Here is a 13,209-nt window from a genome sequence, read left to right as displayed (position 1 = left end):
ATCTCCATGGCTAAAAATGGGGGAAGGTCTCAGCTTTTTTTCCGTTGGCGCTCAAGATAAAGGCTTCTCGCTATCGATATCACCACGCTTAGGGCAAACAGGACAAACAGACCCGTCACAAACCAAAATGTGCCGCCGGTTAACAGGCTTCCCGCCCATGAGTAGACGATAGTGGCGGGTAACTGTCCGATGCCGGTGGCGATGAAAAAATGGCGAAAACGAATTGAGGTCAGGCCAGCCGCGTAGCTTACCGGGTCGAACGGCACAAAAGGTAACAGGCGGCAGACCAGAATAGTGCGCTTACCATAGCGCTCGAAAAAAGCGTCCATATTGTTCAGCACCGTTTTTCCGGTCAGCTTTTCCACCGCACCGCGACCTAAAATGCGGGCAATAAAAAAGCACAGCGCCGCACCTGCCATTGCGCTGCTCCAGGATAGTACGCCGCCCCAAAATGCGCCAAACAGCGAGGCATTGGCAAACGTGATCACAAACGCAGGAAGCGGTGCAACGATGGCCTGTAAGATCATCAGGAAGAACGACACCACCGCCGCATGGGTTCCATAAGAACGAATAAAGTTCTCAAGAGCATGCTGATCGAGTGTGGTAAATGCTGCCAGGCTGCTGTGGAGAAAATCACTCACGCCAGGTATCCATGCCCATGCCATTAGCCCGAGCAGTAGCAGAGCAATCAAACCCGCACGGTAATAGCGAGCCAGCCGCGCTTTATTCCGTTTTATCATTTACCCGTACACTCATGGTTGGCTGACGGATCGATATGCTTATATCGGGCCCAGGCTTTGGCTGCCTGAACGAGGGCGAATAACGCCAGCCCTGCCACGCTGAGCTTACCGATGAATACCAGGGTAATGCCTTCGCTGGCGAGTTCATGCGACATCAGCGTATAGATAAAGATGCCGGGTAAGGTGGTAAGTGCCGATATTACGGTAAATGACCAGAACGGAATGGCCGTCAGCCCATAGGCGTAATTTTGAATATTATAGGGGAACAGCGGTACGAGCCGGGTCAGGATTAGAAAGTCTACTCCGCTATGGGCAATGCCTTTTTCGATAGCCTGAAACGTTGCCGTGTGCCCAACGTATTTCAGTAGTAGATCCCGTCCAAGCCAGCGAGCAAGCAAAAACGACAGCGCTGAGGCCACGGTTGCTGCCACTAACGAGATAAGCGTCCCAGCCACGGGGCCAAACAGCACACCGCCGACGATCACCAGGATGCTGCCTGGGATCAGACACAGCGCAGCAACAATAAACAGCAGGATATAAAGCGTATAGCCGAACATACCGCTTTGGCGGATGACGTCTTGTAAATGATGGAAATTGGTTATCAGGTCGGTCAGACCATAATGATGGAAAACTCCCGCCAGAACGCAGAACAGGACCGCGACAATCAGCAGCCGGTATTCTGCTTTATGCGAACTTCTTTTTCATGGGGGTTCTCCTGTAAAACCGAGTGCAATAGAGCATTTTCGTCAGCGAAAAGCGCGCGCGAAGATATAATAAATTCCCGGCCGTAACAATGTATTACCGTCACTTTATTGATTTTGCACAGAATAAACAGACTCTCCAGGCCGGGCCTGGAGAGTAAAAAGACGCAGAAGGTCAGACGCGGAATTTAGCCCATACAGGCGCATGGTCGGACGGTTTTTCCATGCTGCGAATTTCATAGTCGATGCCGGTTTCTTCGCAGCGTTCCGCCAATGGGTTGCTCGCCAGCAGCAGGTCGATACGCAGGCCACGGTTATCGTCAAAGCCTTTTGAGCGATAATCAAACCACGAGAACTGGTCATTCTTTTCAGGATTTGCGTGACGGTAAGTATCCACCAGACCCCAGCCCAGCAGGCGTTCCATCCACTCACGCTCCTCCGGCAGGAAGGAACATTTACCGGTACGCAGCCAGCGTTTACGGTTTTCTTCGCCGATGCCGATATCGAGATCGGTTGGGCTGATATTCATATCGCCCATGATCAATACCGGATTGTCGCGCTTCAGTTCAGTCTCCAGATAGTTTTGCAGGTTCTGATAAAACGCGGCCTTGGCCGGGAATTTGGTTTCATGGTCACGGCTTTCTCCTTGCGGGAAGTAGCCGTTGATCACCGTGATGCTGCCCAGAGGGGACGGAATTTCTGCCATGATGATCCGACGCTGCGCTTCTTCGTCATCGCCTGGGAAGCCACGACGTACCGCAATTGGCGTTTCTTTCGTTAACAGCGCCACGCCGTAATGACCTTTCTGGCCGTGATAAAAGACGTTGTAACCGAGCTTTGCTACCTCTTCGAGAGGGAACATATCGTCGTGGACTTTTGTCTCCTGTAAGCCAATAACATCCGGTTGGTGTTTTTCGACAATGGCTGCCAGTTGATGGGGACGGGCACGCAGGCCGTTGATATTAAAAGAGACAAATTTCATAGTCGCTGCCACTTTGCAAGATGAATAGTGCAAGGATGGTAGCAGAATTTCTGCAGGCTGACTGCTTCTTGTCACCTGATTCCAACAATGATTGCTAATGGTGTTAACGATGGAGCAAAAACTGCACCGTTTTGGCGCGAAGCGCGTCGGAATGGAGCAATAATTTCCGAAAAATTTCGTATACGATCACAATTCCAGAATTATATTTGGCGACTGAATAAAACTGCGTTTTTTCCTCTGTTTAGTCGCCTGATGCGCAAACATATTCACTTTATATGCACATGCAGTGAATATCGCCACGTTGTAACCTGTTGATATTTCGTCATCGACCTCCGTTTATGCACTTTTTTCGCTGGCTGGCACGAACCCTGCAATCTACATTTACACCGCAAACACTATATTTATTAACATATAAATAACCTTTTATTTACCGTTGAGGTCGCTATGTCTCTGTCAATTACGCGTGAAAATTTTGATGAATGGATGATGCCCGTATATGCTCCGGCCCCTTTTATTCCGGTGCGGGGTGAAGGTTCACGTCTGTGGGATCAGCAGGGTAAAGAGTATATCGATTTCGCGGGAGGCATTGCGGTTAACGCGCTGGGTCACGCCCACCCGGCATTGCGCGAGGCATTAAACGACCAGGCGAGCAAATTCTGGCATACGGGAAATGGCTACACCAACGAGCCGGTACTGCGTCTGGCGAAAAAGCTGATTGACGCCACCTTCGCCGAGCGCATTTTCTTCTGTAACTCCGGTGCAGAAGCCAACGAAGCGGCACTAAAACTGGCGCGTAAATATGCCCACGATCGTTTTGGCAGTCAGAAGAGCGGGATTGTAGCGTTTAAAAATGCTTTCCATGGACGCACGCTGTTTACCGTCAGCGCCGGAGGACAGCCTGCCTACTCACAGGATTTCGCGCCGCTGCCGCCGGATATCCGTCATGCCGTATACAACGATCTCGATTCTGCCAGCCAACTGATTGATGACACCACCTGTGCGGTTATCGTGGAGCCTGTGCAGGGTGAAGGCGGTGTGGTACCGGCAACAAAAGCCTTTTTGCAGGGGCTACGTGAGTTATGCGATCGCCATAATGCGCTGCTGATTTTTGATGAAGTTCAGACCGGCGTTGGCCGTACCGGGGAACTGTATGCCTATATGCACTACGGCGTGACGCCGGATCTGCTGACGACAGCAAAAGCGCTGGGCGGTGGTTTCCCCATCGGCGCACTGCTGGCGACAGAGCGTTGCGCCAGTGTGATGACGGTTGGTACACACGGTACAACGTACGGCGGAAACCCGCTGGCGACGGCGGTGGCAGGTAAATTGCTGGAAATTGTGAATACACCGGAAGTGCTCAACGGAGTAAAACAGCGCCACGACTGGTTTGTGGAGCGTATAAACGCCATTAACGAACGTTTTGGACTGTTTAGTGAAATTCGTGGACTCGGACTGCTGATCGGCTGCGTGCTGAACGCGGAATTTGCCGGGAAAGCGAAACTCATCTCGCAAGAAGCGGCTGTTGCCGGGGTGATGGTACTGATCGCTGGCGCTAACGTGGTGCGTTTTGCGCCAGCGCTCAACGTCAGCGAAGAAGAAGTCGCTACCGGACTGGATCGCTTTGCGCTGGCCTGCGAACGCATTAAAGCAGGAGGTTCATCATGATGGTGATTCGTCCCATTGAACGCGCGGATATCACCGCGTTGATGCAGCTTGCCAGTAAGACCGGTGGCGGGTTGACCTCGCTACCGGCGAATGAAGCTACGCTGATGGCGCGTATCGAACGTTCACTCCAAACCTGGCGCGGTGAGTTGCCAAAAAGTGAGCAGGGATATGTGTTTGTGCTTGAAGACAGCGCCAGCGGAACCGTGGCGGGAATTTGCGCCATCGAGGTGGCGGTGGGGCTTAACGACCCCTGGTACAACTACCGGGTCGGTACTCTGGTGCACGCGTCGAAAGAGCTGAACGTGTACAACGCGCTGCCGACGCTGTTTCTGAGTAACGATCATACGGGCAGTAGCGAACTTTGCACTCTGTTTCTCGATCCGGACTGGCGTAAAGAGGGCAACGGTTATTTGCTGTCGAAGTCGCGTTTTATGTTTATGGCGGCCTTTCGCGATCGATTCAATGAGAAGGTCGTGGCCGAGATGCGCGGCGTGATCGATGAGCATGGCTACTCTCCGTTCTGGCAAAGCCTCGGCAAACGATTTTTCTCGATGGAGTTTAGCCGGGCGGATTTTCTCTGCGGAACAGGACAGAAAGCCTTTATTGCTGAACTGATGCCCAAGCATCCTATTTATACCCATTTTCTGTCTGATGAAGCGCAAGGCGTGATTGGTCAGGTGCATCCGCAAACTGCCCCGGCGCGGGCGGTGCTGGAGAAAGAAGGATTTCGCTACCGCAACTATGTCGATATTTTCGACGGCGGGCCAACGCTGGAATGCGATATCGACCGGGTTCGGGCTATTCGTAAAAGCAGGCTGGTGGAAGTGGCGGAAGGTCAGCCAGCAACCGGCGATTATCCGGCCTGTCTGGTTGCCAATGAAAACTATCAAAATTTCCGCGTCATGCTGGTTCGCGCAGACCCGGATACCCAACGTCTGGTACTGACGGCGGCGCAACTGGATGCCCTGAAATGCCACGCGGGCGACCATGTACGTTTTGTACGTCTTTGTGCAGAGGAGAAAACAGCATGACACTATGGATAAACGGTGACTGGGTGACGGGTCTGGGCGAGCGTCGGGTGAAAACCAACCCGGTAAGCGGTGATGTGCTGTGGCACGGTAATGATGCTGACGCAACGCAGGTGACGCAAGCGTGCCAGGCCGCACGTGCGGCCTTTGTCGGTTGGGCTAAACAGCCTTTCAGCGCACGCCAGACTATTGTTGAAAAGTTTGCTTTATTGCTGGAAAGCAATAAAGCCGAGCTAACTCAGATTATCGCCAAGGAAACCGGAAAACCTCATTGGGAAGCCGCGACTGAACTGACGGCGATGATCAATAAAATCGCCATCTCCGTCAAAGCTTATCATGCCCGTACCGGTGAGCAGCACAGCGAACTACCGGATGGTGCGGCAACGTTGCGCCATCGCCCACACGGCGTGCTGGCGGTTTTTGGTCCGTATAACTTCCCCGGTCATTTACCCAATGGTCATATTGTTCCGGCATTGCTGGCAGGCAATACGTTGATTTTCAAACCCAGCGAGTTGACGCCGTGGACCGGTGAAGCAGTAACAAAACTGTGGGAGCAGGCGGGGGTGCCGCCGGGCGTGCTGAATCTGGTGCAGGGCGGACGTGAAACGGGGCAGGCGTTGAGTGCGCTGGAAGACCTCGATGGCCTGCTGTTTACCGGCAGTGCGAATACCGGTTATCAGCTGCATAAGCAGTTATCCGGCCAGCCGGAAAAAATCCTTGCCCTGGAGATGGGGGGCAACAACCCGCTGATTATTGAAAATCCGGAGGATATTGATGCCGCGGTGCATCTGACTATTCAATCCGCATTTGTCACCGCCGGACAGCGCTGTACCTGTGCCCGCCGCCTGCTCGTAAAAAAAGGCGCGCAGGGTGATGCGTTCCTGACGCGTCTGGTGGAGGTTAGTCAGCGTTTAGTGCCCGGCAACTGGGATGCACAACCGCAGCCATTTATGGGTGGACTGATTTCCGAACAGGCCGCGCAGCACGTCTATGATGCCTGGCAGCGTCTGGCGTCGTTGGGCGGCCGTACGTTGTTAGCGCCACGTCTGGTAAATGCCGGAACGTCACTGCTGACCCCTGGAATCATCGAACTGACCGGGGCGGGGAACGTACCTGATGAAGAGGTTTTCGGTCCGCTGCTCGGCGTCTGGCGTTATGACAGCTTTGATGATGCGATTCGTCTGGCGAACAATACCCGCTTTGGATTGTCGTGTGGGTTAGTTTCGCCCGATCGCGGCCAGTTTGAACAGCTACTGTTGGAGGCGCGGGCAGGGATCGTCAACTGGAATAAGCCGTTAACCGGCGCTGCGAGTACCGCACCGTTTGGCGGTGTAGGCGCTTCCGGGAACCATCGCGCCAGCGCGTGGTATGCCGCAGATTATTGCGCCTGGCCGATGGCAAGTCTGGAATCCCCGGCCTTAACGCTGCCATCGGCGCTTAGCCCCGGACTGGATTTTTCTCGCGAGGATAAGCTATGAAAGCCCGTGAGGTAAATTTTGATGGTCTGGTGGGGCTAACTCACCACTATGCTGGATTGTCATTTGGTAATGAGGCCTCAACCAAACATCGATTTCAGGTGTCGAACCCGCGTCTGGCGGCAAAGCAAGGTCTGCTAAAGATGAAAGCGCTGGCGGATGCGGGATTTCCTCAGGCGGTGATCCCACCCCACGAGCGGCCTTATATTCCGGTTCTGCGTCAGTTGGGTTTTAGCGGCAGTGACGAACAGGTGCTGGATAAAGTGGCGCGTCAGGCGCCTCACTGGCTCTCCAGTGCCAGCTCCGCATCGCCTATGTGGGTAGCGAATGCGGCGACGGTTTGCCCTTCGGCAGACTCGCTGGACGGGAAAGTGCATCTGACGGTGGCGAATCTGAATAATAAGTTCCACCGTTCACTGGAAGCGCCTACTACCGAAGCATTGTTACGGGCGATTTTCCGTGATGAGAATAGCTTTGCGGTCCACGGTGCGTTACCCCAGGTTGCGCTATTTGGCGATGAAGGGGCGGCAAACCATAACCGCCTGGGTGGAGATTACGGTGACCCCGGCGTACAGCTATTTGTTTACGGTCGTGAAGAAGGCAATGCATCCCAACCGAAGCGCTATCCGGCAAGGCAATCCCGTGAGGCCAGCGAGGCGGTCGCGCGACTGAATCAGGTCAACCCGCATCAGCGCATTTTTGCTCAGCAAAACCCGGACGTTATCGATCTTGGCGTGTTCCATAACGATGTGATTGCGGTGTCGAATCGCCAGGTGCTGTTTTGTCATCAGCAGGCGTTTGTCAGACAGCAGGCATTGTTAGAGCAGTTGCGCAGTCAGGTGGCAGGTTTTACCCCGCTGGAAGTCCCGACAGCGGAAGTGTCGGTGCAGGATGCCGTGACCACTTATCTGTTTAACAGTCAGTTGCTGAGTCGTAGTGACGGTTCGATGATGCTGGTCCTGCCGCAGGAGTGTCGGGAGCATGCTGGCGTGTGGCGGTATTTGAACCGGCTTCTCGAGGAAGACAATCCGATCGATGACCTGCGGGTATTCGATCTGCGTGAAAGTATGTCCAACGGCGGTGGTCCGGCATGCTTGCGCCTGAGAGTGGTGCTCACTCTGCAGGAACAGCAGGCGGTGAATCCGGCGGTTATCATGAACGACACGCTGTTTAACACGTTGAATAACTGGGTTGACCGTTACTATCGCGATCGTCTTACCGCTGCCGACCTTGCCGACCCACAGCTGTTGCGCGAGGGGCGTGAAGCGCTGGATACGCTGACCCAATTGCTCAACCTCGGCTCAGTGTATCCTTTCCAGCAGGAGGGGATGCGCCATGGATAACTTTCTGGCTATTACGCTCGCAGGCACCACTCCAGAGAAAACGCAAGGAGCCACTCATGGTTTTGACTGGCAGTGGATCGGTCACGGAATTCTGGAACTGACGCCGCTTGCACCCGTTGAACATTCTCTGGTGCTGTCTGCGGGGATCCATGGCAATGAAACAGCGCCGGTAGAGATACTCGATTCATTGCTTTCCAGGCTGTTTAGCGGCGAGCTGACACTGACATGGCGGCTGCTGGTGATTCTGGGAAACCCGCAGGCGCTGGCTGCGGGAAAACGGTATTGTCATAGCGACCTGAATCGTATGTTTGGCGGTCGGTGGCAGATTTTTACCGCAAGTGAAGAAACGCACCGAGCCCATGGGCTTGAGCTGTGTCTGGAAGATTTTTATTCGCGCGCAAAGGAGCCTGTGCGCTGGCATCTGGATCTGCATACCGCGATTCGCGGTTCACAGCATCTGCGCTTTGGCGTATTGCCACAACGCAACGTTGCCTGGGACGAGGATTTCCTTGAATGGCTGGGAGACGCGGGACTGGAAGCGCTGGTTTTCCATCAGACGCCTGGCGGCACGTTCACCCATTTTAGCGGGGAACATTTTGGTGCGTTGGCCTGTACGTTGGAACTGGGTAAAGCGCTGCCGTTTGGACAAAACGATCTCACCCAGTTTGCACAAACGGCAGACGCACTGGAAAAACTGCTGCGGGGTGAACGGGTGTCGACGAGAGAAATATCCCCGCTGCGTTATCGCGTGGTGTCGCAAATCACGCGTCGTAGCAATGATTTCATTCTCCACATGGATAACCAGACGCTAAACTTTACCCCCTTTAAAGAAGGCACCTTGCTGGCGCAGGACGGAGATGAACGTTTTATCGTCACCCATGATGTTGAATACGTTCTCTTTCCCAACCCTAACGTGGCCTGTGGTTTACGTGCCGGATTGATGCTCGAAAAGTTGTGATAAATATATTCGCCCTGCAGGTTTATCCTTTAGGGCTTATTTTTGCGTGCTGTTTTTATTTATTACGGATTATTCCTGGTGAATTGCTTTCTTAATAATCAGGGTTCAGGTATAGTTCTCCATAATCCTTTCAAAATCATCCGGTTGTAATTTTTTATTGCAACTCTGCGCAATTTATTCTTTTTTTCTTCATAATTGATGAAAGTTTGTTTTTTACACTTTCACTGTTTTACCGTTGCTCTGATTAATTGACGCTTAAGCCGGTAAAGTTAATCTCGTCAACACGACATCACATTGCATAAGAGTCGCATGAGTGTCGTAAAAATAACTGAAAGAAAGGATAGAAATTATGCGTAAACTGACTGCTCTGTTTGTTGCCTCTACTCTGGCGCTGGGTGCTGCGAACCTGGCTCATGCTGCTGACACTACAACAGCTGCACCAGCGGATGCTAAACCGATGATGCATCACAACGGCAAATTTGCCCCGCATCACGACATGATGTTTAAAGACCTGAACCTGACTGACGCACAGAAACAGCAGATCCGCGAAATCATGAAAGGCCAGCGCGATCAGATGAAACGTCCGCCGCTGGAAGAACGCCGTGCAATGCACGATATCATCGCCAGCGATAGCTTCGATAAAGCGAAAGCCGAAGCGCAGATTGCGAAGATGGAAGAACAGCGCAAAGCCAACATGCTGGCGCATATGGAAACCCAGAACAAAATTTACAACATTCTTACCCCGGAACAGAAAAAGCAGTTTAATGCCAATTTTGAGAAGCGTCTGACAGAACGTGCAGCGCAGAAAGGTAAAATGCCAGAAGCTGCTGAGTAATCGATCAGCGTCTACACTAAATCATTCACACTGTGTCGCGCTGATTGCCGCACAGTGTGAAACCAAACTCAAGACCGCCGCTCTTGTCCACAACACGTATAACGATGTGGGCAGGATCGGCGGTTTTTTCATTTCTGCCTATTGCACCGGACGCACGACACGCTATTCTCCTGAAGCCCGCGAAAATTCTACCTGGATCAGCGCGTTATTCTTTTTTGCAAAATGCCGGGTTCATCGCTAAGGCAAATCAACTCTGCTGCCGATAACAATAATCTGCAGGGTGAACATAATAATGATGATTTATGGCTGTCTGTTTACGGCAGGCTGCCATGCTGCTCCTTTCTGGAGGGATGATGGAATACTTTGATATCCGCAAAATGCCGGTTAATCTCTGGCGGAATGGTGCGGGAGAAACGCGTGAGATTTGCTGTTTTCCGCCAGCAACACGAGATTTTCACTGGCGGGCGAGTATCGCCTCCATTGCAGCAAACGGTGAATTTTCACTTTTCCCGGGTGTAGAGCGCGTGATTACGCTGCTGGAGGGAGGGGAAGTCACTCTGGAAGAAGCGAACATCTTTACGCATACCCTGAAACAGCATCAACCTTTTACCTTTGCCGGTGACAAGGTGGTAAAAGCAAAGCTGACGGAAGGGCAGATGTCGATGGATTTTAATATCATGACCCGACGAGATGTTTGCCAGGCAAAAGTCAGAGTGGCCGATCGCACCTTTACGACCTTTGGTTCACGCGGCGGCGTGGTGTTTGTTATCAGTGGTGCATGGCAACTGGGCGATAAACTGCTGACGGCCGACCAGGGTGCGAGCTGGCATGACGGCAAACACACATTACGACTGCTGGAACGCGAGGGAAAATTGCTGTTCAGCGAGATTAACTGGATGCCGGGGCATTCTCCGGATGCAGTTCAATAATGTCATATTGACCAGACAGAACAGGCCGGCAGAGAATTTTGTAGCCATCATGGTCAAAGCCTGCTGGCATACGCGCCAGGGTAGTCGCTTCATCCAGCGTTGAAACGGCTCCCAGCCACAGCCAGTTGTTGATGATATGGTACTGTGTCATTTCGGCACCGGTTTCTTGCAAGGCAATGGCATTGCTCCATGGCCAGCAAATCACTTTCACTCTTTCCAGCGCCTCTAGCAGACGCGAGTGATGCGCTTCATGACTCTCTTTCCCGCAGCACGCCCCGGCGCAGCGTTTAAGCGCGGAGCGAAAACAGGCACGCCCGCGACTCAGGGGTTCCAGCCCCAACAGGCCGTAGCACAGCTGCTGTTCATCCGCGAGGTTTTGCAACGCTTGTAGCGCTGCGCGACGATGGGCAAACAGGCCAAACAGATTGGGTGCATGGGAGAAATCAATATCTCGTGCGTAGACAACCTGAACAGTTCGGTCGGTAAGCTGCAAGGCGCAAAGCTGACGATTGCGCCGCAGTCGTTTATTAAACAACGGCTGTTGTTCTTTGATCAACCGCGCTTCCAGCAGCAGGGCACCAATTTCTCCCGCCGTACAAATCCAGCTAATGCGTTTGGCCTGACGCAGCATTGCCGCTTCGTCCGCGGTACGCAGGTGTGCCAGCACGCGGCTGCGAATATTGACGCTTTTACCAATGTAGAGAGGCATAGTGTCGCTTTCACTGTGAAACAGATAGACGCCTGGTGCGGTGGGAAGCGCACTCAAAAATGGGCGCAGGTGTTCTGGATATTCATAGATTGCTGCTGCCTCAAATGTCAGGCGTGGGGCTGATTGACGCCGTACCACTTCTCACTCCGGATGCTGGTTATTCATCCAGTGTAGCAGTTTGAAACCGATTAAAAAAGCGGCATCAGACCAGGGGGAGGGGCCGGACAGCGGTGATCCCAGTGCTATCCGGCGATATGTGATTAAAAAAATTACGCTTTTTTCCAGAAGTCATCAAACACCGTGATCGGTGTGCGACGTTTGTGCTCGGTCTTCAGATACCAGCCTTCAATTTTTTTCGCGATGTCGGCAGCCAGCGTTTTTCCTTCCAGATAATCGTCGATGTTGTCATAGGTGACGCCTAATGCGGCTTCATCCGGCAGAGAAGGGCGATCGTCTTCGAGGTCGGCGGTTGGCGCTTTCTTATATAAATGTTCCGGGCAACCCAGCGCGGCAAGCAGCTGCTTACCCTGACGCTTGTTCAGGCGGAAAATAGGGTTAATGTCAGTACCGCCATCGCCGTATTTGGTGAAAAATCCGGTGATGGCTTCTGCTGCATGATCGGTACCCACGACAACACCGCTGGTCATTCCGGCGATACTGTACTGGGCCTTCATACGTTCACGGGCTTTTTCATTGCCACGGACAAAATCGCTCAGTTCAATACCCGCTTCACGCAGGGCCTGTTCACTGGCCAGTACCGCACCCTTAATATTTACTGTGAGCACGCGGTCAGGTTGGATAAAGGCGATGGCATCCTGACAGTCCTGTTCATCAGCCTGAACGCCATACGGCAGACGTACGGCAATAAACTGCAGCGCGTCATTCCCCGTTTCTTCGCGAAGCTCGGAAATAGCCATCTGGCAAAGTTTTCCCGCGAGCGTTGAGTCCTGTCCGCCGCTTATCCCTAATACCAGTGATTTCAGAAAAGGGTAGGTTTGCAGGTAGGATTTCAAGAAATCCACGCTGCGGCGAATTTCCTCTTCTGCATTAATTTGCGGTTTTGCGCCAAGCGCCTGGATTATCTCTTGCTGCAGAGTCATTTAACCCCCTCCGAAAAATGAAATGATCAAAAAAATGATGTGTTAAAGCTAACGCGTTGGGACCCAAACGACAAGGGATGCAGGCCTGATCTAACATCATTTTGTTTTAATAGAATTTTCCGAAACGACCTAAGTATCATCTGATTGCTTGAAAAATGTGTTGTTGTGCTCCAGGCTTATATAACACGCTGAAATACAAGAGGACGGAATATGAACAAGAACCTAACAGGAATTCTAAGCGCAGCGGCTGTTTTGACTATGCTGGCAGGATGTACGGCCTACGATCGCACCAAAGACCAATTTGTTCAGCCCGTGGTGAAAGATGTGAAGAAAGGGATGAGCCGGGCGCAGGTGGCGCAGATTGCCGGTAAACCTTCTTCTGAAGTCAGCATGATTCATGCGCGAGGGACATGCCAGACCTACATCTTGGGTCAACGAGATGGTAAAGCTGAAACCTATTTTGTTGCTTTAGACGACACCGGACATGTGATTAACTCCGGTTACCAGACCTGCGCAGAGTACGACACTGACCCGCAGGCGGCGAAGAAGTAACAACTGCTTATTGCCTGAGCTCTCTGGAAAACCGGCCATCGTGCCGGTTTTTTTGTGCCGAACGATCTTATTTATTGCTGCGAATTATTTGCCCGAAATGTGAGGGGGGTCATAACGATAGGTCAAGGAGAGACAATTTAGTTGGTCAAGGAAATACCATCCACCGGTGCAATCCCGTATACTCATTTCAGC

The 13,209-nt window shown here is 52.5% G+C and carries 13 protein-coding genes; 8 read left to right on the top strand and 5 right to left on the bottom strand.

All coding sequences use genetic code 11. The annotated features are described in order from the left end of the window. Positions 1-29 precede the first annotated feature (29 nt). The 3 genes from JQN59_RS13510 to xthA form a co-directional block, all read right to left on the bottom strand. On the bottom strand, positions 30-740 hold the full coding sequence (locus JQN59_RS13510; RefSeq protein ID WP_149607146.1) for a TVP38/TMEM64 family protein: 711 nt from the start codon (positions 738-740) through the stop codon (positions 30-32). Beyond that, entirely contained in the window at positions 737-1,393 is a 657-nt protein-coding gene (locus JQN59_RS13505) for a TVP38/TMEM64 family protein (RefSeq protein WP_170974252.1), read from the bottom strand. The genes JQN59_RS13510 and JQN59_RS13505 overlap by 4 nt, the downstream gene beginning before the upstream one ends. 223 nt (positions 1,394-1,616) lie before the next feature. Beyond that, positions 1,617-2,423: an exodeoxyribonuclease III gene (gene xthA, locus JQN59_RS13500; protein ID WP_003030642.1), complete on the bottom strand. Its 807-nt coding sequence runs from the start codon at positions 2,421-2,423 to the stop codon at positions 1,617-1,619. Positions 2,424-2,867: 444 nt separating this feature from the next. Here xthA and astC point away from each other — a divergent pair, with 444 nt between their 5' ends. From astC to ves, 7 genes are all read left to right on the top strand, one after another. Next, positions 2,868-4,088 (top strand): succinylornithine/acetylornithine transaminase, encoded by a 1,221-nt coding sequence (astC, locus tag JQN59_RS13495; protein WP_048214345.1) that lies wholly within the window; start codon positions 2,868-2,870, stop codon positions 4,086-4,088. Further along, on the top strand, positions 4,085-5,119 hold the full coding sequence (astA, locus tag JQN59_RS13490; RefSeq protein WP_048214344.1) for an arginine N-succinyltransferase: 1,035 nt from the start codon (positions 4,085-4,087) through the stop codon (positions 5,117-5,119). Before astC ends, astA begins: the two co-directional genes overlap by 4 nt. Beyond that, positions 5,116-6,594, top strand: a complete 1,479-nt coding sequence (gene astD, locus JQN59_RS13485; RefSeq protein WP_149607147.1) for a succinylglutamate-semialdehyde dehydrogenase — start codon at positions 5,116-5,118, stop codon at positions 6,592-6,594. The genes astA and astD overlap by 4 nt, the downstream gene beginning before the upstream one ends. After that, positions 6,591-7,934 (top strand): N-succinylarginine dihydrolase, encoded by a 1,344-nt coding sequence (astB, locus tag JQN59_RS13480; RefSeq protein ID WP_149607148.1) that lies wholly within the window; start codon positions 6,591-6,593, stop codon positions 7,932-7,934. Before astD ends, astB begins: the two co-directional genes overlap by 4 nt. Further along, the gene (astE, locus tag JQN59_RS13475; RefSeq protein WP_149607149.1) at positions 7,927-8,892 is read left to right on the top strand and encodes a succinylglutamate desuccinylase; all 966 of its coding nucleotides are present in this window, start codon (positions 7,927-7,929) and stop codon (positions 8,890-8,892) included. Before astB ends, astE begins: the two co-directional genes overlap by 8 nt. Positions 8,893-9,241: 349 nt before the next feature. Further along, positions 9,242-9,727 (top strand): ATP-independent periplasmic protein-refolding chaperone Spy, encoded by a 486-nt coding sequence (gene spy / locus JQN59_RS13470; protein ID WP_003832537.1) that lies wholly within the window; start codon positions 9,242-9,244, stop codon positions 9,725-9,727. Between the two features lie 353 nt (positions 9,728-10,080). Then, a complete protein-coding gene (gene ves / locus JQN59_RS13465; RefSeq protein ID WP_032943147.1) occupies positions 10,081-10,656 on the top strand; it encodes an environmental stress-induced protein Ves in 576 nt (191 codons plus the stop codon). Here ves and cho read toward each other — a convergent pair. Together cho and nadE are read right to left on the bottom strand one after the other, a co-directional pair. Continuing rightward, positions 10,616-11,503: an excinuclease Cho gene (cho, locus tag JQN59_RS13460; protein ID WP_048226765.1), complete on the bottom strand. Its 888-nt coding sequence runs from the start codon at positions 11,501-11,503 to the stop codon at positions 10,616-10,618. The genes ves and cho overlap by 41 nt on opposite strands. A gap of 131 nt (positions 11,504-11,634) precedes the next feature. Further along, complete coding sequence (gene nadE, locus JQN59_RS13455) at positions 11,635-12,465, bottom strand: ammonia-dependent NAD(+) synthetase (protein WP_032943150.1); 831 nt, start codon at positions 12,463-12,465, stop codon at positions 11,635-11,637. Between the two features lie 210 nt (positions 12,466-12,675). Here nadE and osmE point away from each other — a divergent pair, with 210 nt between their 5' ends. Continuing rightward, on the top strand, positions 12,676-13,017 hold the full coding sequence (gene osmE / locus JQN59_RS13450) for an osmotically-inducible lipoprotein OsmE (RefSeq protein ID WP_003030621.1): 342 nt from the start codon (positions 12,676-12,678) through the stop codon (positions 13,015-13,017). Positions 13,018-13,209 lie beyond the last annotated feature (192 nt).

The organism is Citrobacter sp. B72, assembly GCF_016894305.1.
GTDB classification, from domain to species: domain Bacteria; phylum Pseudomonadota; class Gammaproteobacteria; order Enterobacterales; family Enterobacteriaceae; genus Citrobacter; species Citrobacter portucalensis.
This window is presented reverse-complemented; position numbering and strand designations above follow the sequence as displayed.

Excerpts from the sequence above, each read along its gene's own strand:
- xthA (WP_003030642.1), bottom strand. The coding sequence starts at position 2,423 with ATGAAATTTGTCTCTTTTAATATCAACGGCCTGCGTGCCCGTCCCCAT.
- JQN59_RS13510 (WP_149607146.1), bottom strand. The coding sequence starts at position 740 with ATGATAAAACGGAATAAAGCGCGGCTGGCTCGCTATTACCGTGCGGGT.
- spy (WP_003832537.1), top strand. The coding sequence starts at position 9,242 with ATGCGTAAACTGACTGCTCTGTTTGTTGCCTCTACTCTGGCGCTGGGT.
- astA (WP_048214344.1), top strand. The coding sequence starts at position 4,085 with ATGATGGTGATTCGTCCCATTGAACGCGCGGATATCACCGCGTTGATG.
- astC (WP_048214345.1), top strand. The coding sequence starts at position 2,868 with ATGTCTCTGTCAATTACGCGTGAAAATTTTGATGAATGGATGATGCCC.
- osmE (WP_003030621.1), top strand. The coding sequence starts at position 12,676 with ATGAACAAGAACCTAACAGGAATTCTAAGCGCAGCGGCTGTTTTGACT.
- ves (WP_032943147.1), top strand. The coding sequence starts at position 10,081 with ATGGAATACTTTGATATCCGCAAAATGCCGGTTAATCTCTGGCGGAAT.
- astE (WP_149607149.1), top strand. The coding sequence starts at position 7,927 with ATGGATAACTTTCTGGCTATTACGCTCGCAGGCACCACTCCAGAGAAA.
- astB (WP_149607148.1), top strand. The coding sequence starts at position 6,591 with ATGAAAGCCCGTGAGGTAAATTTTGATGGTCTGGTGGGGCTAACTCAC.
- nadE (WP_032943150.1), bottom strand. The coding sequence starts at position 12,465 with ATGACTCTGCAGCAAGAGATAATCCAGGCGCTTGGCGCAAAACCGCAA.
- astD (WP_149607147.1), top strand. The coding sequence starts at position 5,116 with ATGACACTATGGATAAACGGTGACTGGGTGACGGGTCTGGGCGAGCGT.